At 43.8% G+C, this 21,829-nt stretch carries 24 protein-coding genes and 1 tRNA gene; 10 read left to right on the top strand and 15 right to left on the bottom strand.

The features are described from left to right. Nucleotides 1-2 precede the first annotated feature (2 nt). Nucleotides 3-299, bottom strand: a complete 297-nt coding sequence (locus tag ABWP14_RS05640) for a hypothetical protein (protein WP_353201999.1) — start codon at nt 297-299, stop codon at nt 3-5. Nucleotide 300: 1 nt separating this feature from the next. Here ABWP14_RS05640 and hemA point away from each other — a divergent pair, with 1 nt between their 5' ends. The 5 genes from hemA to ABWP14_RS05615 all read left to right on the top strand — a co-directional run bounded on the left by hemA (nt 301) and on the right by ABWP14_RS05615 (nt 5,250). Beyond that, nucleotides 301-1,617, top strand: coding sequence for a glutamyl-tRNA reductase (gene hemA, locus ABWP14_RS05635; RefSeq protein WP_353201998.1), 1,317 nt, complete (start codon nt 301-303; stop codon nt 1,615-1,617). Continuing rightward, on the top strand, nt 1,618-2,697 hold the full coding sequence (prfA, locus tag ABWP14_RS05630; protein WP_353201997.1) for a peptide chain release factor 1: 1,080 nt from the start codon (nt 1,618-1,620) through the stop codon (nt 2,695-2,697). It begins immediately after the preceding gene. Between the two features lie 6 nt (nt 2,698-2,703). Continuing rightward, nucleotides 2,704-3,546: a peptide chain release factor N(5)-glutamine methyltransferase gene (prmC, locus tag ABWP14_RS05625; protein WP_353201996.1), complete on the top strand. Its 843-nt coding sequence runs from the start codon at nt 2,704-2,706 to the stop codon at nt 3,544-3,546. A gap of 104 nt (nt 3,547-3,650) precedes the next feature. Then, a complete protein-coding gene (grxD, locus tag ABWP14_RS05620) occupies nt 3,651-3,959 on the top strand; it encodes a Grx4 family monothiol glutaredoxin (RefSeq protein WP_353201995.1) in 309 nt (102 codons plus the stop codon). A gap of 16 nt (nt 3,960-3,975) precedes the next feature. After that, nucleotides 3,976-5,250: a DNA recombination protein RmuC gene (locus ABWP14_RS05615; RefSeq protein ID WP_353201994.1), complete on the top strand. Its 1,275-nt coding sequence runs from the start codon at nt 3,976-3,978 to the stop codon at nt 5,248-5,250. Nucleotides 5,251-5,350: 100 nt separating this feature from the next. Here the strand turns inward: ABWP14_RS05615 and ABWP14_RS05610 are convergent, their stop codons facing one another. After that, nucleotides 5,351-5,935 carry a phasin family protein gene (locus ABWP14_RS05610; protein ID WP_353201993.1) on the bottom strand — a complete coding sequence of 195 codons (585 nt, stop codon included), beginning with the start codon at nt 5,933-5,935 and terminating at the stop codon, nt 5,351-5,353. 166 nt (nt 5,936-6,101) lie between these two features. On the opposite strand from ABWP14_RS05610, the gene ABWP14_RS05605 reads away from it, so the two are divergent. Continuing rightward, nucleotides 6,102-7,427, top strand: a complete 1,326-nt coding sequence (locus tag ABWP14_RS05605) for an MFS transporter (RefSeq protein ID WP_353201992.1) — start codon at nt 6,102-6,104, stop codon at nt 7,425-7,427. Nucleotides 7,428-7,436: 9 nt separating this feature from the next. Beyond that, nucleotides 7,437-8,384, top strand: a complete 948-nt coding sequence (locus tag ABWP14_RS05600) for an amidohydrolase family protein (protein WP_353201991.1) — start codon at nt 7,437-7,439, stop codon at nt 8,382-8,384. A gap of 85 nt (nt 8,385-8,469) precedes the next feature. Here ABWP14_RS05600 and ABWP14_RS05595 read toward each other — a convergent pair. The 6 genes from ABWP14_RS05595 to petA all read right to left on the bottom strand — a co-directional run bounded on the left by ABWP14_RS05595 (nt 8,470) and on the right by petA (nt 12,543). Continuing rightward, nucleotides 8,470-8,545, bottom strand: a tRNA-Thr gene (locus ABWP14_RS05595). Nucleotides 8,546-8,562: 17 nt separating this feature from the next. Beyond that, nucleotides 8,563-8,970, bottom strand: coding sequence for a ClpXP protease specificity-enhancing factor (locus tag ABWP14_RS05590; protein ID WP_353201990.1), 408 nt, complete (start codon nt 8,968-8,970; stop codon nt 8,563-8,565). A 29-nt stretch (nt 8,971-8,999) separates the two neighbouring features. Next, nucleotides 9,000-9,611: a glutathione S-transferase N-terminal domain-containing protein gene (locus tag ABWP14_RS05585; protein WP_028819209.1), complete on the bottom strand. Its 612-nt coding sequence runs from the start codon at nt 9,609-9,611 to the stop codon at nt 9,000-9,002. A gap of 103 nt (nt 9,612-9,714) precedes the next feature. Further along, nucleotides 9,715-10,488 (bottom strand): cytochrome c1, encoded by a 774-nt coding sequence (locus ABWP14_RS05580; protein ID WP_353201989.1) that lies wholly within the window; start codon nt 10,486-10,488, stop codon nt 9,715-9,717. 41 nt (nt 10,489-10,529) lie between these two features. Then, nucleotides 10,530-11,930 carry a cytochrome b gene (locus tag ABWP14_RS05575; RefSeq protein ID WP_353201988.1) on the bottom strand — a complete coding sequence of 467 codons (1,401 nt, stop codon included), beginning with the start codon at nt 11,928-11,930 and terminating at the stop codon, nt 10,530-10,532. A 10-nt stretch (nt 11,931-11,940) separates the two neighbouring features. Further along, entirely contained in the window at nt 11,941-12,543 is a 603-nt protein-coding gene (gene petA / locus ABWP14_RS05570; RefSeq protein WP_353201987.1) for a ubiquinol-cytochrome c reductase iron-sulfur subunit, read from the bottom strand. Nucleotides 12,544-12,679: 136 nt separating this feature from the next. On the opposite strand from petA, the gene mscL reads away from it, so the two are divergent. Both mscL and ABWP14_RS05560 read left to right on the top strand, forming a co-directional pair. Further along, on the top strand, nt 12,680-13,102 hold the full coding sequence (gene mscL / locus ABWP14_RS05565) for a large conductance mechanosensitive channel protein MscL (RefSeq protein WP_353201986.1): 423 nt from the start codon (nt 12,680-12,682) through the stop codon (nt 13,100-13,102). Nucleotides 13,103-13,122: 20 nt separating this feature from the next. Continuing rightward, nucleotides 13,123-14,298, top strand: coding sequence for a trypsin-like peptidase domain-containing protein (locus ABWP14_RS05560; protein ID WP_353201985.1), 1,176 nt, complete (start codon nt 13,123-13,125; stop codon nt 14,296-14,298). A 16-nt stretch (nt 14,299-14,314) separates the two neighbouring features. On the opposite strand, the gene ABWP14_RS05555 is transcribed toward ABWP14_RS05560, so the two are convergent. The 6 genes from ABWP14_RS05555 to ABWP14_RS05530 form a co-directional block, all read right to left on the bottom strand. After that, entirely contained in the window at nt 14,315-15,049 is a 735-nt protein-coding gene (locus ABWP14_RS05555; protein WP_353201984.1) for an amino acid ABC transporter ATP-binding protein, read from the bottom strand. A 37-nt stretch (nt 15,050-15,086) separates the two neighbouring features. After that, entirely contained in the window at nt 15,087-15,755 is a 669-nt protein-coding gene (locus ABWP14_RS05550; protein ID WP_353201983.1) for an amino acid ABC transporter permease, read from the bottom strand. An 11-nt stretch (nt 15,756-15,766) separates the two neighbouring features. After that, nucleotides 15,767-16,558 (bottom strand): amino acid ABC transporter permease, encoded by a 792-nt coding sequence (locus tag ABWP14_RS05545; protein ID WP_353201982.1) that lies wholly within the window; start codon nt 16,556-16,558, stop codon nt 15,767-15,769. A 3-nt stretch (nt 16,559-16,561) separates the two neighbouring features. Continuing rightward, nucleotides 16,562-17,476, bottom strand: coding sequence for an amino acid ABC transporter substrate-binding protein (locus ABWP14_RS05540; RefSeq protein ID WP_502930146.1), 915 nt, complete (start codon nt 17,474-17,476; stop codon nt 16,562-16,564). 407 nt (nt 17,477-17,883) lie between these two features. After that, nucleotides 17,884-18,027: a hypothetical protein gene (locus tag ABWP14_RS05535; RefSeq protein WP_353201981.1), complete on the bottom strand. Its 144-nt coding sequence runs from the start codon at nt 18,025-18,027 to the stop codon at nt 17,884-17,886. A 144-nt stretch (nt 18,028-18,171) separates the two neighbouring features. Beyond that, nucleotides 18,172-19,353, bottom strand: coding sequence for a porin (locus tag ABWP14_RS05530; RefSeq protein ID WP_353201980.1), 1,182 nt, complete (start codon nt 19,351-19,353; stop codon nt 18,172-18,174). Between the two features lie 208 nt (nt 19,354-19,561). Here ABWP14_RS05530 and ABWP14_RS05525 point away from each other — a divergent pair, with 208 nt between their 5' ends. Next, nucleotides 19,562-21,052 carry a tetratricopeptide repeat protein gene (locus tag ABWP14_RS05525; RefSeq protein WP_353201979.1) on the top strand — a complete coding sequence of 497 codons (1,491 nt, stop codon included), beginning with the start codon at nt 19,562-19,564 and terminating at the stop codon, nt 21,050-21,052. Here ABWP14_RS05525 and tatC read toward each other — a convergent pair. Then, complete coding sequence (gene tatC / locus ABWP14_RS05520; RefSeq protein WP_353201978.1) at nt 21,028-21,822, bottom strand: twin-arginine translocase subunit TatC; 795 nt, start codon at nt 21,820-21,822, stop codon at nt 21,028-21,030. The two genes, ABWP14_RS05525 and tatC, sit on opposite strands and share 25 nt — an antisense overlap. Nucleotides 21,823-21,829 lie beyond the last annotated feature (7 nt).

Here is a 21,829-nt window from a genome sequence, read left to right as displayed (position 1 = left end):
GACTATTTAGCGATAGCGGTGAAGATACATCCCACTAGGCAGGATGCAAAAATAGCACTTAGCCACTCAAGCATCTGCCCAGACTGAAAAAAACCGGCGTACTGTCCCAAATAGGCGCTGGCAGCGGCTGCAATAAAGCCTAGAAAGCCAGCAAATAAGAGCTTTACCGGCTTTGATCCGCTAGACCTGCCAGGGTAAAAAATCCAAGCCGATGCCCCCGATACACCGCCAATCACCAGAAAAGCCAAAAACCCCATTGTTACCCCCATTAATAGCGTCATCAAATCTATAATCACCATTATGAAGTTGTTGACACTCGGCATCAATCATCACACAGCGCCGGTCGCCATTCGGGAAAAGGTCGCCTTTGACCCCGAATTTCTTCAAGAAGCGTTGCACGATCTTCGTCAACATCTCCTTGGCGAGAATCAGGCTGGGCTTCCCGAGGCAACTATTTTGTCAACTTGCAATCGCACTGAAGTCTATTGTGCTGCCAATGATGCTAGCGCGGCCGAACTCTTACATGAAGCGACTTTTGATTGGCTTGCCAAAACCCAAGGGCTGGCCCCAAGCAGTCTTCAGCCCCATATTTATTCTCTTCCCCAATCGGATGCGGTTCGTCACGCTTTTAGGGTGGCATGCGGTCTAGATTCAATGGTCATTGGCGAAACCCAAATCTTGGGACAGATGAAAGATGCGGTTAGAACTGCCAATGATGCAGGAGTTTTAGGGACTTACCTAAACCAACTGTTTCAGAAAACATTTGCTGTTGCCAAGGAAGTTCGTGGCTCAACAGAAATAGGTGCGCATTCAATTTCAATGGCCGCCGCATCTGTTCGCTTATCAGAACGCATCTTCGAAAAGATTTCCGATCAGCGGATTTTATTTATTGGTGCTGGTGACATGATTACCCTGTGTGCAACTCACTTTGTAGCACGCAAACCCAAAAATGTAGCGATTGCCAATCGCACGATTGAACGAGGTCAAGAACTTGCAGACATTATTTCTTCTCAAAATGTAGAGGCTGAATCGTTCAGACTTTCGGAGCTACCTGGGCGTCTCCATGAATTCGACATTATTATTTCGAGCACTGCCTCCTCCTTACCTATCATTGGTCTGGGTATGGTGGAAAGTGCCCTGAAATTACGTCGTCGTAAACCCATGGTCATGATTGACTTGGCTGTCCCGCGTGACTTTGAGCCTGAAATCTCCAGACTTGCTGATGTGTATCTGTATACCTTAGACGATTTAGGTCTCATGATTCAGACTGGCGCCAATTTGCGGCAAGCTGCTGTTAGCCAGGCTGAGGCGATCATTGAAGATCGCGTTGGCAACTTTATGCATTGGATGGATGGGCGCAATGCAGTGCCGATCATTCAGGATATACAGCAGCAAGGCGAACGCTTAAGACAACTTGAGCTTGAGCGTGCAATGAAACGCCTCATGCGGGGGGATGATCCTCAAGAAGTCCTCAATGCAATGGCCCAAGGCCTGACTAATAAATTTTTACATGGTTCACTCCATGCACTACAACACTCCAATGGTGCTGAGCGTGACGCTCTAATGAAGTTATTGCCTAAGCTATTTGCCTCGCATCCCAAGCCAGAAGATCATTAAATGAAGCCCAGCATGCGGGCTAAGCTAGATTACCTAGATACGCGCTTAGCCGAACTCAACTCCCTGTTAACTTCCGAAGAAGCGACTAAAGATATGGATGCTTATCGGAAACTCACGCGCGAGCATTCCGACATTGCCACCGTTGTAGAGCAATTTGGCCTTTACAAGCAAGCTGAAGCAGATGCGCAAGCAGCAGAGGAAATGCGCAAGGATCCGGAGATGAAGGACTTTGCCGACGATGAGCAAAAGCAAGCAACAGCAACGATGGAAGAGCTTGAAGGGATCTTGCAAAAACTCCTACTTCCCAAAGATGAAAATGATGAACGTAATGTGTTTTTAGAAATCCGTGCGGGCACAGGTGGTGATGAGAGTGCCTTATTTGCAGGAGATCTATTGCGTATGTATACCCGCTTTGCGGAACGTCAGAGCTGGAAAGTAGAAATCGTCAGCTCTGCTGAATCTGATCTAGGTGGGTACAAAGAAGTTGTTCTACGCTTAGTCGGGCAATCAGTCTATTCACGACTCAAATTTGAATCTGGTGGTCATCGCGTTCAACGTGTTCCCCAAACTGAAACGCAAGGACGTATTCACACTTCTGCTTGTACAGTAGCCGTCATGCCTGAGGCTGACGAATTAGAGGCTGTCAAAATTAATCCCGCAGAACTGCGCATCGATACCTTCCGTGCCTCTGGCGCTGGTGGCCAGCATATTAATAAAACCGATTCTGCAGTACGGATTACCCACTTACCCACTGGCACTGTCGTTGAGTGTCAAGATGATCGTAGCCAACATCGAAATCGTGAACAAGCAATGAAGGTATTGGTATCGCGCATCATGGATGCACGCCAACGTGAAAAGCATCAACTAGAAGCCCAAACTCGTAAATCGCTAATTGGTTCTGGCGATCGTAGTGACCGCATTCGTACCTATAACTTTCCACAGGGACGCATTAGTGATCACCGCATTAATCTCACTCTCTATAAGATTGATGCCATGATGGATGGTGATCTAGATGACCTCTACAATGCCCTTGCCTCCGAGCATCAAGCTGAATTACTTGCCGCACTGGGTGATAGCTAAACTTTGATGAGTGCTGATTTATCTTTGCGTGACTTATTACGCAACTCTAGTCTTCCCCAAAGCGAAGCACGCCTATTACTTGCCCATGTGCTAGAGCAATACTATCAACTACCCCGCTCAGCCGTAATCTCTCAGGATGAGATGGTGCTCAGCGCAGATGCCCTTGCCAATTGGAAGGAGCTTGAAGCCAAGCGCCTCAATGGTGAACCCATTGCCTATCTCGTAGGCAAGAAAGGCTTCCACAATATTGAATTGCAGGTGGCACCAGGTGTTTTAATTCCGCGCCCAGAAACGGAATTGCTTGTTGAGATTGGACTTCGTGAAATCAACAGGCTTGGTGGCAAAGCAAGCTTGCTCGATTTAGGTACTGGCTCCGGAGCCATTGCACTAGCAATTGCTAGTGCTGCTCCAGATTCACTAGTAACAGCAACCGATCAGTCTATAGAAGCCCTAACAATTGCCAAAACCAATGCTAAGCACTCAAATCTGGAAGGGCGGGTGCAATTTGCCCTAGGTAGCTGGTATGCCGCAATTGGTGAGGATGCAATCTTTGATCTCATCCTGAGTAATCCGCCTTATATTGAAAAAGGTGATCCCCACTTGCAGCAAGGTGACCTGCGTTTTGAGCCCCTCGGTGCATTGACCGACCAAGCAAATGGATTCAGCTGCCTAGAAGCCATCATCTCTAGCGCTTCAGCTCACTTAAATCCCCACGGGCTGATTGCCATAGAGCATGGCTTTGATCAGTCTAAGGCTGTGATGGATTTGATGAAATCAGCGGGCCTAAGAGATATTGAAGCCCATCTTGATTTAGCGGGTCACCGCAGGGTTGCTTCAGGCCGCAAATAAGCCCTTTGAATAACCTTTTTTGGGATAAAGTCTTAAAATTAAGTGGACGCCGATTTATTTACATAGGCGCATTAATACAAATACTGCTCTTCTAGAAAGAATTTATGGATACACAAGCTCAAATTAAAGAAATCGTAACAAGCCATCCCGTAGTCTTGTTTATGAAAGGTACTGCTCAATTCCCTCAATGTGGGTTCTCAGGAAATGCTATCAATATTCTTCGCGCGAGTGGAGTTGATGAGCTACATACTGTCAACATATTGGAGGATGAAGGCATTCGTCAAGGCATTAAACAATTTTCCAATTGGCCTACTATTCCGCAACTCTATATCAATGGTGAATTTATTGGCGGCTCAGACATCATGACTGAAATGTTTGAATCTGGCGAACTGAAAAAGTTAATTCAAGCTTAATTTCAAAATCACCTCTGTGACATTTGATCTAAGCTCGCTGTTGCTATTTGGCCTACCAGTTGTATTCTGTGTAGGCCTTTTAGTTTATGTATTGAATTTACGCTCGGCCTTAGCGCGGACTGAACTGCAAGCACAAGCTGAGTCTGCTTCAGTCATTAGTTTGCGGACTGAACGTGATCAAGCCATCCAGAGTGCTATTCGCTTAGAAGCAGAGCTTGACTCAGAACGCAAGCAAGGTTTAGGCAGAATTGAATCACTCAATGAAGCTAAAGAGGTATTGACTAGCCAATTTAAAAACCTTGCCAATGAAATCCTGGAAGATAAGTCTAAGCGCTTTACTGAACAAAATGCCGCTAACTTAGATGCGCTTTTAAAGCCTTTACAAACTAAGTTAACAGAGTTCAAAGAGCAGGTTAATACCTCTTATGGCAATGAAGCCCGGGAGCGCTTTGCCCTTAAAAGTGAAATCGAGCGTCTAGCAAATCTCAACCTTCGCATGTCTGATGAGACTCGCTCTTTGACACAAGCATTAAAGGGAGACTCAAAAGTTCAGGGTAACTGGGGCGAACTTGTGCTTGAATCTATTTTGGAATCTTCTGGCCTGCGTAAGGGTGAAGAGTACCTCGTTCAAGATAGTCATACCCAAACTGATGGCTCACGACTTCAGCCTGACGTAGTCATCAAACTTCCCGAGGGCCGCAGTCTAGTAGTTGATAGCAAAGTATCCATTACCGCCTATGCAAGACATGCAGAAGCAACAGATTCAAGTGTTGCCGAACAAGAGCTTACGGCCCATATCCAGTCCTTACGTCAACATATCCAAGGCCTCTCCGGGAAAAACTACAGCTCCCTATATGGCGTGGGTTCCGTAGACTTTGTGTTGATGTTCGTGCCGATTGAACCAGCCTTTTTACTGGCCCTCAAGACAGCCCCTAATCTTTATCAAGAGGCATTAGCAAAGAATATTGTTCTTGTATGTCCAAGTACCTTAATGGCTACTCTACGAACTGTTGCTCACTTGTGGAGGCAGGATCATCAAAATCGCAATGCTTTAGAAATTGCAAAACAATGTGGCAATCTCTACGATAAGTTTGTAGGCTTTGTGGATGACTTAGAAAAACTAGGCCAGCGTTTAGATCAAGCTCAAACAAGTTACCACGATGCCTTTAATAAATTAAAGAGTGGTAAAGGTAATCTCATTCGTTCTGCAGAGAAGGTTCGCGAACTGGGCGTTAAGCCCAGCAAGGCATTACCTATGCCACTAATAGAGTCTTGCGCAGATCCCGAATAATTTTTTAATTGATAAAACAAAAACCCCGACTAGTTTTGACTAGTCGGGGTTTTTTAATAGCGATTACTTCAATACTGCAACTATTTACTTCAAAAAAAAATCAAGCTGATTTACGGCTACGTGATGCAGGTGTAGCAGCTTTCTTAACTTGAGCCATCTGATCTTGAACAGCATCGATTGCTTGATCAGCAGTTTTTTCTGCAGTTGCAAAAGCTTCTTTGCTAGCAGCGCGGAACTGCTCAAAACCTTGCAATGCACTTCCGTATACTGTTTTAAAAGAAGAGACAAATGCATCAGAACCAGCAGGTGCGTTAGCCGCTACCGTGTTGATCCAATCTTGGAAACCATTTTGCATTTGATCGATGCTTGCATCAACAACGTTTGCAAATTCTTTATTGCCATCACGTAATACTTTAGAAACTTTCTTTTGATATGCAGCAGCTTGGTTACCAGCAGACTGCAATGCGTCGGCGTTCAAAAATTCAGTAACTTGTTTTGGATCTTTAGCAGTCAAAACTTGCTGAATACCATCTTGAGCATTTACTAAGGCATCTTTAGATGCAGCGTAGTTCAACTCGGCCAATTTCTGAGCATTTTCCAAAGCAGCTTCGCTTAAAGAAAATGAAGTCTCGAGGCCCTTGCTGTTAATTTGCGACAATTTAGCGGTGATTTGTTCTTGGTTCATGTATTTCTCCAGTAATTAAGTGGTACAACTAATCAATTAAGTGCATTTAAGGAGAATTCGTTTACCTTAAATATTGCACTGCACCATGAAACTGTAACTGAAGAGATATAACAATGCAAGAACTTTTTGCTGCTATGCAACAAATATTGACTAATAAAGTATTAAATTGAATAAAATCAATCATTTAAAGCCAAATCATTCGGGTCGCTCCTATCGAAAAGTAGCCGTTGCTGCGTGTTTTGGTACTTTTTTAGAGTGGTACGACTTCCTCACATTTGCCACTTTAGCGGTGGTTTTTGCTCCTCTATTCTTTCCTTCTAACGACCCCAATGCAGCCCTTTTAGCCAGCCTGGCAACATTTGGCGTTGGAATGGTAGTGAGACCCATTGGAGCGGCTCTATTTGGCTCTATGGGCGACCGTATCGGCCGCAAACCTGTATTCATGATCACGATTGCCTTGATGGGCTTTGCGACCTTTAGCGTAGGCTTTTTACCCACCTATGCCCAAATTGGTATTTGGGCACCTATCTTGTTAGTTAGCCTGCGCCTCATGCAAGGACTATCGGCCGGCGGTGAAATCGGAGGCAGCGCAGTCTATCTAACCGAACATGCTGGAAATGAATATCGGGGATTAAAGACAAGCTTTTTGCAACTCATGGGCCCACTAGGAATTTTATTTTCTACTTTGCAAATTGCATTACTTCGTTATTACCTCACTAATGAAGAATTTTTAGCTTGGGGATGGCGTGTGCCATTTTGGATTTCGCTTGTCTTGCTCATCATCGCATTTAAAGCGCGTATGGCTCTGGAAGAAACCCCAGTGTTTTTAGAGCTCAATAAAAATAGTCAGAAAGTAAAAAATCCTTTGCGGAGTAACTTCAAGGATGCCCATACCCGTAAGCGCATGTTCTTACTGTTCTTCTGCGTCTCTGCTGGTGGCGCAGTCCTCTTCTTTTCTGTTCAAGTCTATACCGCCATCTTCCTCAAAACTTCCGTCAAACTAGCACCACAAGTAGTTGACCAGCTCAGCATCTATGCAACTTTAGTCTTATTACCGTTGACAATTTTCGCGGGCTGGTTATCTGACAAGATTGGACGAAAACCTGTAGTAGTCAGCGGACTTATTCTTGGGGCCGTTTTTATTCACCCAGCTTATCAATTGTTGCAGCAGTTTGGACAAGCAAACAATCTAGGCATGATTGTTCTGATCCTAACAATGCTTTCGCTTTCGCTTGCCTTGGTTGTGGGGCCACAAACAGCACTACTAGCTGAACTATTTCCGGCAAAAACCAGAAATAGCGCTGCGACCTTTCCACACAACTTAGCCGCAGGATGGATTGGTGGTTTGTTGCCATTGATAGTGACATGGCTTAATCAAACATGGGATAGTGCTGTTGCGGGCCTTTGGTATCCGACTATCTTCTTAGCCAGTGGTGCTTTGGTTGCTTTACTGTATTTACCTGAAACCCACAAGACAAATTTACACCACTAAAGCAATATCATGCCTAAAAAAATCTTTAGTATTTTCTTGCTAGTAGTTTCAGGTTTAGTGCACTCACAACCCACCCCGCAATCAATTGAATTAGCAAAAATTGTACCCATAGCTGATGTACATATGCACACCTATCAACAAAACCCACGTTCAGCTAAATGGTGGCGTGAATTGATGGATGCCAATGGAGTTAAATGGGGAGGCGCAGTTGGTGACTATCGAGAAGATGTTCAGGCTGAGTTGGGAGATAGATATATACCAGCGGTCGGCCAAGCAGAATTCTTTAAAGTATTTTTTAAAGATGGTAGAAGCGGATTGATTAATCCTGACAATGAGACCTTTAAAGCTTTATATCTTCGCTCGGAAGAACTATTTAAAGAGGGAAAAATCAAGGGTTTTGGCGAATTTCATACCGACAATCTTTCGAGTGGACCCCCAAGAATTCGCCGCAGTATCAGAGCTGATAATCCTGCAATGCGTAAGTTTTATGAAATAGCCAATAGATATGGTGGCTTCGTACAAATACATGCTGAATTTGATGGTGACTTTGAGAAAGATATTTTAAATTTATCCCTTAGCTATCCCAATACCACCACAGTACTATCCCACTGCCTCAGCACAAAGAATGTAGATAATGTTGCTGCAATACTCAGCAAGCGCAAAAATATTGTTTGCGAAGTCTCAAGCTTAGGTGCAGTTCATGTAAATCGACTCAATATTCCAAGATCACCCCATGCCTATGATTCAGGAGGTTTATATAGTAATTGGATAAAGTTCATTGAAGCATATCCAGATCAAGTATTACTAGGCTCAGATCCTTGCTGTGGAATTGATGCATCTTATTCTGAAATTATTACTGAGTTAAGAACTAAGGTTTTACCTTATCTCTCCCCAGCAACGATTGAAAAAGTGGCTAATCAAAATGCTATACGTATCTTTCTACTCAAAAGTGACTAGTTTTTTATTTACTAGCTAGCAATTCGCAATAAAAACCACAAAGAAAAAGGCTTCTCAGTTAATTAACCTAGAAGCCTTTTGTATTTGGTGCCCCTTGTCCGACTCGAACAGACTACCTACTGATTACAAATCAGTTGCTCTACCAGATGAGCTAAAGGGGCAATGACAATATTTTAGCCTATTTCACAATCTTCAAGAATGGCTTGCTAGTTGGTGGCTTTTCAGGAGTCTGATCCTTTGAATCTGCCACGTGCAAATCACGCGCCTTTGCAGGATCAAAAGGAAACGACATACCCTGTCCATTTTCCCGCGCGTAAATGGCAAGAACATGAGTGACTGGCACCATAATTTTTCTAGGAATCCCACCAAATCTTGCTTGAAAGCTAATCCAGTCATTATCTAATTGCAATTGATGGCAAGCTTCTAGGGAGAGGTTTAAAACGATCTCATCGTTCTTCACAAACTCCATAGGCACTTCAACCCTGGCATCCACAAAAACGGCAATGAAGGGTGTAAAACCAAAATCCGTACACCACTGATGTAGAGCACGGATTAGGTAAGGCTTGTTACTTGGAATATCAGACATTCTGACTCGTGATGAACCGCAAGTGCAGCTTAGCGGCGCATTACCTTTTCAGAAGGGGTCAAGGCTTCAATGTATGCAGGTCTACTAAAAATACGCTCAGCGTATTTCAATAGTGCAGCAGCATTACGAGATAGATCAATGCCGTAGTGCTCAAGACGCCATAACAATGGCGCAATCGCTACGTCTAACATTGAAAACTCATCGCCCAGCATGTACTTATTCTTAACAAAAATAGGTGCCAGCTGAGTTAAGCGATCACGAATTGCTAAACGCGCTTTTTCATGAGTCTTTTCAGCAGCCTTGCCTTTTTCATTTTCCAGGGCCGCAACATGCACAAATAATTCTTTCTCAAAATTAAAGAGGAAGAGTCGTGCGCGTGCGCGTGCAACTGGATCGGGCGGCATTAACTGTGGATGCGGAAAACGCTCATCAATATATTCATTGATGATGTTTGACTCATACAAAATTAAATCGCGCTCAACCAAAATAGGAACTTGGCCATAAGGGTTCATTACCGAGATATCTTCTGGCTTGTTGAACAAGTCGACATCACGAATCTCAAAATCCATGCCTTTTTCGAAAAGCACCAAACGGCAGCGTTGCGAGAATGGGCAGTTAGTACCCGAATACAACACCATCATAAATTTATTTCCTTAAATTTCTACTTCAATACATCAAATGCACAACCAACAGCGGCCTAAATCTTTCACTAACGGACACCAATCAAGATGCCCAAACAAGCTATCAGTGAATATCTTTCCAATATGCTTTATTCAAACGCCATGCCAAGAGTGTGAAAATCGCTAAGAACAATAGCACTACAACGCCAATGCGCTTACGCTCAAGTTGGACTGGCTCAGCCATCCAAGACAAGAAAGAAACTAGGTCAGCGATATTATCGTCATACTCTTGTGGTTTCATCACACCTGGAGTGAGTTGCTCAAAGCCTACAAATACTTTTTCAGTTCTACTTTGGTCATGCGGATCCTTGCGTTCCTCAAACTTAGCAGCACGTTCACCCTGCAACTGCCAGAGCACATGGGGCATACCCACATTTGGATACACTAAATTATTCCAACCGGTTTGGGTTGTATCGTCTTTGTAAAAAGTACGGAAGTAGGTATAGAGCCAATCAGTACTACGTGCTCGAGCCTCAACAGAGAGATCTGGTGGGGTCTTACCAAACCAGGCTTTACCTTCTTTTGGTGTCATGGCAATGGTCATCAAATCGCCGACCTTAGCATCTGTCAAAATCAAGTTATCTTTAATTTGAAGGTCGGTTAAGCCAATATCGCGCAAGCGGTTATAACGAACGCTAGTAGCTGAATGGCAGTTCAAGCAATGGTTTACAAATATCTTTGCACCATTTTGTAATGAAGCATTGTTGTTGACGCGGTTAGGCGCAGCATCTAATGGAAAATCGCCTTCACTGGCATTGGCAGTCATACCAAAGCCAATCGCAGCAAGCACAACCGTTACTTGGCAGATGCCCATTAAAGTTTGCAGAATTCGTTTCATACTAGTTCCTAATTTCTCTTTACCAATGTGCAGAGCGTTTATTAATGTGCTGCAAAAGTAACGCGCGTTGGGACTGGCTTGAAGGTGCCAAGCTTGCTCCAGAACGGCATTGCCAAGAAAAATCCCAAGTAATAAATAGTACAAATCTGAGAAATCTTTTCAAACAAGGGTGATGGTGGCTGAATACCCAAGTAACCCAAAATCACAAAGGTCACTACAAAGGTGCCATAAATATATTTATGGAATTGTGGACGATAGCGAATTGACTTCACTGGGGAATAATCTAACCAAGGTAAGAAGAACAGGATCACCACGGAACCACCCATGATCACAACTCCCCAAAACTTCGCATCAAGCACATAAAAACCAGCAGCCAAAACTATTGCAATGGCTACGCAAGCGCCTTTGACCTTGATATCTTTCGACTGAAGGGCAAACATCCCAAGAATCACTGCCAAGAAAATCCATAAAGGCAATAAGAAGTTCGTAGTCGTAGCGCGCAACATAGAGTAGAACGGCGTGAAATACCAAACCGGCGCAATATGCGTTGGCGTAACAAATGGATTTGCTGGAATGAAGTTATTCGCTTCTAAGAAATAACCGCCCATCTCTGGTGCAAAGAAAACAATTGATGCAAAGATAATCAAGAAGCCGCCCAGATACATGACGTCATGAACGCTGTAAAACGGGTGGAACGGAATTCCGTCTAAAGGAATACCTTTTTCATCAACGGTATCTTTAATCTCTACACCATCTGGATTGTTTGAACCGACCTCATGGAGTGCAAGAATGTGCGCTGCAACCAGACCAATTAACACCAGTGGAATAGCAATTACGTGGAATGCAAAGAAACGGTTTAGCGTTGCGTCGCCGACAACATAGTCCCCACGCAACCATAAGGAAAGGTCTGGACCAATCAATGGGATCGCCGAGAATAAATTCACAATAACCTGGGCGCCCCAGTAAGACATTTGACCCCATGGGAGGAGGTAACCAAAGAAGGCTTCACCCATTAAGGCCAAGAAAATGGCGCAACCAAAAATCCAAATGAGTTCACGTGGCTTTCGATAAGAGCCATAAATCAAACCACGGAACATATGCATGTAAACCACTACGAAGAACATTGAGGCTCCAGTGGAATGCATATAGCGAATTAGCCAGCCGAAGGGAACCTCACGCATGATGTATTCAACAGACTCAAATGCCTTTGCAGCATCAGGCTTGTAGTTCATTGTTAAGAAAATGCCCGTAACGATCTGAATCGCCAAGACAACAATTGCTAGTGCGCCAAAGATGTAAAAGAAATTGAGGTTTTTAGGAGCGTAATACTCACTCATATGCTTCTTGAAGGCCGCAGTCACTGGCAAACGTGAATCAACCCATGCCATCACCTTTTGAGCAGCTGATGCGTCAGCTGGAACAACTTTTTCATGAAATGCCATTTATCGCCCCTTATGCTTTCTTATCTTCACCAACCAGAATCATGGTGTCGCTCAAATACATATGCGGCGGCACTTCAAGGTTATCTGGAGCTGGCTTATTTTTATAGACACGGCCTGCCATATCAAAAGTCGATCCATGACATGGGCAAAGGTAGCCGCCTGGCCATGTATTTGGCAAGGAAGGTTGTGCGCCTGCATCAAACTTAGGCGTTGGAGAGCAGCCTAAGTGAGTGCAAATGCCTACCACTACAAAATACTCAGGTTTAATTGAGCGCCATTGATTTTGGGCATATGGTGGGGTGTATTGGGCTGGATCCCTTAAAGAATCAGGATCTGCGAGCTCTGCATCAATTCTAGACAGCTCAGTAACTTGCTCAGGAGTACGACGTACGACCCAAACTGGCTTTCCGCGCCATTCAACCATTCTCATTTCATCCGGCTTCATGCCAGCAATATCAATCTCAACAGCAGCTCCAGCCGCCTTAGCGCGCTCGGAAGGCTCAAAACTATCTACAAAAGGGTAAAGGGCTGCTGCTGCACCAACGCCGCCGACCGCTGAGGTAGCGATCAACCATTTACGACGATCCTTGTCCATAGAGGGCTTGTCACTCATTTACAAAATTCCTAAAAGGGTATTTTTGAATAGAAATTGCTTAAAGATAGGATTTTAAAGTAAAAAGTGGGGTGAGTAAGAAAGTTGTGGGGTTAATCTTGAGTAAATCAGTATTCAGGCAAAAAGGAGGGTAATTATGGCCGTTTTAAAGGAATTTCGGGACTTTGCAGTTAGGGGCAATGTCATTGATTTAGCAGTGGGCGTCATTATTGGCGGGGCATTCGGAAAAATCGTTGAATCTTTGGTAAATGACATCGTGATGCCAGTTATTTCTACTCTTTTTGGAGGTCATATTGACTTTACTAACCTGTTCATTATTTTAGGCAATGTTCCAGAAGGGATTCCTAGAACATACGATGCCCTCAAGAAGGCAGGGATACCCGTTTTTGCGTATGGTAATTTCATTACAATTTCCATCAATTTTATTATTTTGGCTTTTGTTATTTTTCAAATGATCAAAATCGTTAACAAGGTTCGCTTCATCGATGGGCTAACAGTACCACCAGCACCGGAAGATATTGTGTTGCTGCGTGAAATTCGTGATTGCCTCAAAAAATAAAAACTGAAACACATCATTCAATGTTAAACCGTCTTTGGCTACTCTTTGCGCAAGTTGTCACCATTTTTTTGGCAGCCTGGTTCATTACGATGATCCTGAAACCAGGCTGGTTGAATAGCATACAAAATGGTTCACTAGTAGAAAGTATTACCTTAAAGGAAGGCTTTTACGACGGCAGTAGTTTAAGTCCCGGCTCGTATCATGAGGCTGTAAAAAAATCGATGCCTGCTGTTGTCAATATTTTCACTAGTAAAGCCTCAACTAAACCTAAGTCTCGCAAAGGTAATAATTCTGCTGATCCCTTATTTAAATTCTTTTTTGGTGATCAACCGCCAGATGAAGAGCCCAGCTCCAGCCTGGGTTCGGGGGTATTAGTCAGTCGCGAAGGAATTATTTTAACTAACCACCATGTCATTAGTGATGCCAGTGAGATTGATGTAGCGTTGGCCGATGGACGCAAATTAAAAGCGCAAGTCATTGGTAGTGACCCAGAAACCGATATTGCTGTTTTAAAGATTGATGCGAAAAATTTACCAACTCCGATCACGCTTGGAAAAATAGAATCCGTGCATGTAGGAGATGTAGTACTTGCCATTGGCAATCCGTTTGGTGTTGGTCAAACAGTTACTTCTGGAATTGTTTCAGCGCTGGGCCGAGACCATGTCGGCATCAATACATTTGAAAACTTTATTCAAACAGATGCGGCTATTAACCCTGGTAATTCAGGTGGGGCGCTAATCGATACGCGCGGTAACCTCATTGGCATCAACACCGCAATCTTTTCTAGTAATGGAGGTTCAATGGGAATTGGTTTTGCGATTCCTGTGAGCTTGGCTAAACAGGTAATGGAATCCATTGTGAGTAATGGTTCTGTCACTCGCGGCTGGATTGGTGTGGAGCCTCAGAACCTCTCTAAAGAGTTAGCTGAATCACTTGGTCTTGCAGGTGCTACTGAGGGGGTGTTGCTATCGGGCGTGCTTGAAGGCGGGCCCGCTGATCGCGGCGGAGCTAAACCTGGCGACGTACTCATTGCAGTAAACAACCAGGGAACTAAAGATGTCAGACAGCTACTGAATCAAATTGCGCAACTAGGACCCGGCAATGAGGCCACCATTAAAGTTTTGCGTAAGGGCAAAGTGCTAGAGCTCACAGTCAAAATTGGTAAGCGCCCAAAACCCAAAATACAGGGCCAATAAAGAACCGCTCTTAAATTTAGTTCGACAGTATCTTAGATAAAAAATCTTTTGCTCTTGCAGAGCGTGCTTCAGGATTACCAAAAAATTCATCTTTGCTGCAATCCTCAAGAATTCTTCCTTGATCCATAAAAATCACCCGATTACCAACTTTGCGTGCAAATCCCATCTCATGCGTGACGCAGCACATCGTCATGCCTTCATTGGCGAGCTTGACCATGACATCTAAAACTTCACCAACCATCTCTGGGTCTAATGCAGAAGTAGGCTCATCAAACAACATCAAGATGGGATCCATACTCAAAGCGCGTGCAATCGCCACTCGCTGTTGCTGACCACCAGACAGCTGGCCAGGATATTTGTCCTTCTGTGCGATTAAGCCGACCCTATCAAGATACTTCAAGCCATGGGTTTTAGCTTCATCAGTAGAGCGCCCTAACACCTTAATTTGAGCAAGCGTTAGGTTTTCGGTAACGCTGAGGTGAGGAAATAATTCAAAGTTTTGAAACACCATACCAACGCGAGCGCGCAACTTAGGCAGATTGGTTTTGGGATCATGCAGATCGATACCGTCAACTGTCACTTCGCCGGCCTGAAAAGGCTCTAAAGCATTAATTATTTTAATCAGCGTAGATTTACCTGATCCAGATGGGCCGCAAATAACCACGACCTCGCCCTTATTGATTGAGGTACTGCAATCAGTCAGAACCTGAAAAGAGCCATACCATTTAGAAACGTTTCGAAGTTCAATCATGAGAGTCTATGTAATTAGTAGTAAGCATAAAAATAAATTAGCGAACGATCGCAACTTTGGCATGAATCTTACGTACAACTTTAGAAAGTGAAAAGCAAATGACAAAATAGGTTGCTGCTGCCAATATATAAGTCTCAATTGGCCTGCCATAGTTCTTACCTGCAATCTCAAACCCCTTCAGCAAGTCATAGGCGCCAATCGCGTAAACCAGTGAGGTATCTTGGAACAAAATAATAGTTTGAGTCATGAATACAGGAACCATGTTGCGAAATGCCTGTGGCAACACAATCAAGCGCATATTCTGACCATAATTCATACCCAATGCCTCAGCAGCATAGGTTTGCCCTCTGGGCACCGACTGAATACCAGCGCGCACAATCTCAGCAAAGAAAGCCGCCTCAAAAGCAATAAAAGTAATCGTAGCAGATAGGTCAGCACCGATAGGCTTACCAATTAACATGGGGATCAATAAGAAGAACCACAAAATCACCATGACCAATGGAATGGAGCGCATGGTATTGATATAAATAGTGGCTGGATAAACTAATGCAGGCTGGCCTGATAAGCGCATGAGCGCCAAAAAGGTGCCCACCACGATGCCGCCAATCGTCGCAATGACTGTGAGCTGAACACTAAATATCAACCCCTTAACAATGTAATTAGTAAATAATTCCCAGCTATAGAAACTCAGATCTAGGCTCAGCATAACAAGATCACTTAGTGAGCCAAACTAGCATCATTAGATGCGCTGATAAATCCGGGTATTCGACTTCTCTTTTCAATCAGTGCCATTACCCGATTAGCACCAAAGGCAGAAAGTGCATAGAGCCCAGTCACTGCCAAATAGATTTCAACACCCCGCGAGGTCTCTTCTTGTGCTTGCATTGCAAATAAAGTGAGCTCGGGAACAGATACCGCAAACGCTACGGAAGAATTTTTAATCGCGTTCATGCTCTCAGAAGTGAGTGGCGGAATCACAATTCGTAGCGCCATCGGCAAGATGATGTAGCGATAGGTTTGAGTTGTAGTCATCCCTAAAGCAGTAGCAGCAGCACGCTGACCGCTAGGTAATGACTGAATACCCGCCCTGACCTGCTCTGCAATTCGCGCTGAGGTATAAAAACCAAGGGCAATACTAACCAACCAATATGATGGGAGAAGCTTTAAAGGCAAAATAAATGAAGGGATCACGTGGTACCAAAGAAATACCTGGACCAAGACCGGGATATTTCTAAATAACTCCACCCAAGCCGTAGCAAAACGAACGAGTGTCCTACTACCCCTTCCAGTATCGGGAAGAGTTCGCAAGGTACCCATTACAGCACCCACAATTAATGCGATAGCAAGGCCTAGAGCAGCAACTGCTAGAGTCCAGCCCCAGGCCTTCATTAGCCAATCTAAGTAACTAGGATCAGCATTGTGGCCTAGCCCAAGTAATGAGGAGAAGCAGTGGTCAACCGCTTCTCCATCTAAGGTGCTTTTACAAAAGACACCAAAATCTAACGCCATAGATTATTTTTTCTGCGCGTAATCTTCTGCTGGCTTGTCATTTAAGTTAGCCCACGCATTTTTAGTAGCTGGTGATAACTCAAGACCAACCACGACATTTTTAGGTGGAATTGGTTTTAAGAACCACTTGTCCCAAAGTGCAGGCATCCTACCGTTTGCAACCATTTTGGCAATGGCTGCATTTACTGCTGCCTTGAATTCTGGGTCATTCTTAGGAACCATAATTGCAATTGGCTCAGTACTCAAAACCTCACCAACGATTTTGAAATCTTTTGGATTTTTAGCGTTAGCAATGTTACCGGCCAAGATCGATCCGTCCATCACGAAAGCATCAGCACGGCCAGACTCCAAGAGCAAGAAACTATCAGAGTGATCTTTACCAAAGACTTCATCAAAGTTCACATTATTGGCTTTTTCATGCTTACGCAACAATTGAACTGAGGTAGTACCAGTAGTAGTTGCTACTTTTTTTCCAGCTAACTGGGAAATCGAGTTAATGCCTGAATTGGCTTTCACTGCAATGCGCACTTCTTCAACATAGAGCGTGTTTGCAAATCCAACATCTTTTGCACGATTAGCATTATTGGTTGTTGTACCGCACTCAATATCGACTGTGCCGTTTTGTACTAAAGGTACGCGATTTTGTGATGTGACTGGTTGATAGTTAATGCGCAAGGTGCTCATGCCTAACTTATCTTTAATATCATTCAAAATCATACGGCAAGCTTCAACGTGATAACCGTCAAAACGACTGTCACCAGTGGTGTAGGACATCGGAATAGAGGACTCACGAACACCCATGGTAACTGCGCCCGATGATTTAATTTTGTCCATCGTGGCACTTGCTGCAATGGCAGCACCAGAGCTAGCAAGGAGGGCTGTAACTGCCAATATTTGGCTTATTTGTTTCATTTTCATAAGATGCTCTTCCAATAATGTAAGTGGTGAAATGACAGCTCTTAATTCTCGTCAACTTTGAATGGCTCAAAGACCATTTATGACTCAATCTAGCATTATCTACAATAATTGACAATTGTCATTTCTATCAGGGGTTAACGGCCTGAAAACCAAGCCCCCACTGGGCTCAAAATCACAAAAAAACAAATATAGGCTATAAACGATATTAGGATCGATTATCAGCCATCGAGAGGAGCTTGATCATATTAAACAGCAGCTAGCTCAAAAGCGATTCTCTTCGCTCCTGTTCAATACTATGCTTTTACTAAGAATATTGAGACAGCTTATACGGCAACTTATCAACGCAATCAGGCGGGGTTAGCGCCTGAGCATCTTGATATTAAAGACTAACTCATGCTAGCCTTTAATTAGGGTCCGCCAACACAAGCTACTGGCAAATCTGCAAATGGTGTACCTTGAACACAGTTCACACCTTTGGGTGAAGTGCTAAGGCAGCCACTTAAAGTAACTGCAATTAAAGTCAATGATGCTGTGATGAAAATCTTTCTCATACGGGACTCCTAAGTTGTTCATGCCCGATTCTCGCATAGAAGCTTCAATAAATTAAAAAACCCACCGTGTTTCCACGGTGGGTTCATTTGCAGCTGTTTCTAATTCAGTACTAGCTCATTGTATTAACTGAGGCTAGTCTTAAATTAGAAAGTGTGACGTACGCCAAGTGCGAATGCATTTGCACTCAAAGATGGGTTAACTGGCTGAGCAGAGCTCATTTGATTTGAACCGTAGATACCATAAACGTTAGTACGCTTAGATAAATAGTAGTTCAAACCAGCCTGAAATGCTGTAAAGTTCGCTCTCGGAGTGTTTGCACCAAAAGTTGTATGGCTACCGTTACCGATATTAGCCCAACCTTCGATGGTTGGCGTAATGTAAGAACGAACACCGATCTGTTGACCATTACGTTGTGAATAGAAGTTAGCGTTAGCAGCGGATGTCACTTTCTTGTTGACGTACTGTAAATAAGCCTTCAAGATACCGAAGTCATAAGTAGCGCCGGCATAAAACTGGTTATCTTGAGATTGCACACCTCCGCCAGCAGCTGTCCAACCAACAGTACTTGCTGGTAAGTTGTTAGCAACTGGGCCTGTGTTATTAGACTTCAAACGGTTCGCTGCAGCGACAACATACAACTTGTTCCATGTGTAGTCAGCTTTAAGACCCCAACCACTCCAGTTGTTGGTAACAGCTGTTGTGTTGGTGTTGGAAACTGTTGAGCCGTTAAGTGTGTAAGAAGCGCCCAAAGAGAAACCAGCAAACTTGTCAGACTGAGCCTGAATCATGTTTGTTGTACGAACTGTTAAAGCTTGAGTTGTACCAGAAGAGCCATCAGAACCACGGTAGCTAGCAACGCCTGGGTTACCGTTACCAGTAGGCACTTCTTGTGGGTATACAGCAGAACCAACCATATTGTTCGTCTGACCTACGTCAGTTGCTGACATCGCTTGGAATAATGAGGTGTACTGAGTACCAAGTGTGAACTGACCTGTGCCATTCTTTTTCAAACCAACGAAAGATTGACGGTTGTTAAAAGCAGACGCTGTATTACTTACTGGTTGTAAGCCTGTCTCAACAACGAAGATTGCAGACATACCGTCGCCCAAATCTTCAGTACCTCTAAAACCCAAACGGCTAGTCTGCTCAGCAGAAGAACCGATGAAGCTGTTTGATGCGTTTGAACGAGCAGATGTTCCTGCACCGTCAGATTTTTGATTAACGTAACCAACATCCATTACACCGTAGATGGTTACGCTCGATTGTGCTTGCGCTGCGCCAGCAATAGCCGACAACGCTGCAACTGCTAATAGCGATTTTTTCATTCTGTAAATCTCCATAAATTGAAAGTAATGCCCAAATAAAACCGGGACCTATGAATTTTGCTTGTTTTGCCCAGCCAATCTGGTGGTCAGGGCAATTAGGAGCTCTTTTTGCTTGTCAAAAGGTAGTTTTTTGGTTTTCTTCGTTGTATCACGGCAACAAGGGCACTGTTTTCTATCTTTTTCAGGCTTTAAATGCAAGAATTGTCATATGGCAAGTCGTGAATTCTTAAAAATCCTTAGTTTGGCCCGAATGGGTGACGTATCCGCGCAACAAAAATTGGCCTCAGCCTACCTCACTGGTGAATTTAAAACCCCTATTCAGCCCTCAAATGCCTTGATTTGGCTAGAAAAATCTTATTTTTCGCACCAAAATCAAGAACTTAAAGATAAAATCTCAAACAAAGATCAAATTCTAGAGTTTTGGAATCAAGTTGCCAATATCCCCCTAGTAGAGACTGTCCATTCACCGGCTTTTCATTTTGGCTGGGATGTTTTCTGGAGGCTTTCGACAGGCCAAGAAGGGTTGGGGTCCTCTGAGGCACAGCGAGCATCTAAGTGGCAACTAATAACATTACTCATGAATCCTGAGCACTCTGAAAAGCAATCTCAGTTGAGTGACTGGATTCACAAACATCCTCACCCCTCTCTTGAGGAGTTATCCCATTTAGATTTTGCCGGCTTCCAAAAGTTGACTAAGCAGTACTTGGAAGATCTAGCGGAAAGTGAATCGATTTATACCGCGGCTGCAAAAGAACTTCTGATGAAGTTACAACCAAAAAATAAAGCGCTCCCCTCTCTTTGGTCTGCATGGATTGAAACTCAAAATGAAGAGGCGCTTGCTCAAGCTGCTGAACTAGGTCTTACTAGTGCGCGACTCAGTTTAGGTTTACGTCTTGCACAGTTAGATGATCGCAGTGCATCTGCTGGAGATGAAAAACTATCTAAGTCAAATGCATCTCTCAAAAAGGCAGCCTACTGGTTAGAGCTAGCCGCTAAAGATGGTGATCTCAATGCTTGGTATGCATTGGGAGAAATTTATCGTCGTCCACAATTTTCAGGATATAACGCTGCTGAGAGCGATCGCTGTTTTGATCGTGCTGCAGACCTTGGTCACCCACAAGCGCAATTTCGTAAAGCAGCCAATCTTTGGCGTAAGCGTGAAAAATTAAATGAGAAAGTTCGGGGTCTTCAGGCCTCCTATTGGGTGTGGCAAGCACACCAGCAAGGCGTAGCAGAGGCAAAAGAATTGCTCTCCAAAATTTTAGAGAGTTGCCCAGCACCAGAGCAAAATGATTGGTATGAATCAGCATTTTGTGCTGAGCAGGCCTTGAGCCATCATGTAGAACATAAGCTTGATTTGGATTGGATCTTGATGTGTCATCGCCTGATCATTGCCAATCAATTTAATTTCAGTAAAGCAGAGTTGCTTCTTTGTGATGTTGGACAGCTCCAACATGAACACTGTGTAGTAGTAGATATTCGTTGGGAGTTGCCGAAGATTTTGCCTAGACTCATTCAAATTGAAACCATTCAACAGCGCCGTGTTCTTCTAGCGGCAGGCAAAATATTTGCTGGATCTGAATTAGATATTGAAGGTAATTTACGCCAACGACGCTATCGCTTTGATCGCGTTACCCAATGGCTCACAAGTACCCTCTCAAAAACTCTGAAGCATCAAACAGATGCTGAGCTCGCTTGATTTTTTGAGTCCTCATCCTCTGGTGATGGTTTAGGTACATAGAACCGAGCAATCAATAATCCAAGCTCGTAAAGCAAAGTCATTGGTATCGCTAAGAGTAGTTGAGAAAGTACATCTGGCGGTGTCACAATTGCTGAGATCACAAATGCCCCAACGATCACGTAAGGTCTAATCTCTCTGAGTTTAGCCAAAGGCACAATTTTCATGTGCACCAATACTACGACTACTACGGGCACCTCAAAGGTGATCCCAAAAGCTAAAAAGGTAGTCATTGCAAAACTAAGATACTTATCAATATCGGTAGACATCTCTGCACCCAATGGTGCGTTATAGCTCGCCATAAAATTAAAGACTGTGGGGAAGACAAGCAGGTAGGCAAATGCCATGCCGATGATAAATAAAGAATAGCTACTGACTACCAAAGGCAAAATCAGCTTTCGCTCATGCATATACAGTCCAGGCGCAATAAATGCCCAGAGCTGGTACATCACTACTGGCAGCGCGATCAAAAAAGCAACTAGCATCGTGACCTTCATGGGAACAAAGAATGATCCGGTCACATCCGTCACAATCATCTTTCCACCAGCAGGCAGTGCTTTTAATAGGGGCTGCGCAAACAAATGAAAAATATCTGGCGCCCAATAGACCAAGCACACAAAGACAACAATAATCGCTAATGCCGCTTTAATGACGCGATCGCGTAGCTCGAATAAATGCGAAAGGAAAGATTCTTGTAATCCAGAATCTCCGTTTGAAGTATCTTGTGTCATGAATGAA

Source organism: Polynucleobacter sp., from assembly GCF_040400325.1.
Lineage (GTDB): Bacteria > Pseudomonadota > Gammaproteobacteria > Burkholderiales > Burkholderiaceae > Polynucleobacter.
This window is presented reverse-complemented; position numbering and strand designations above follow the sequence as displayed.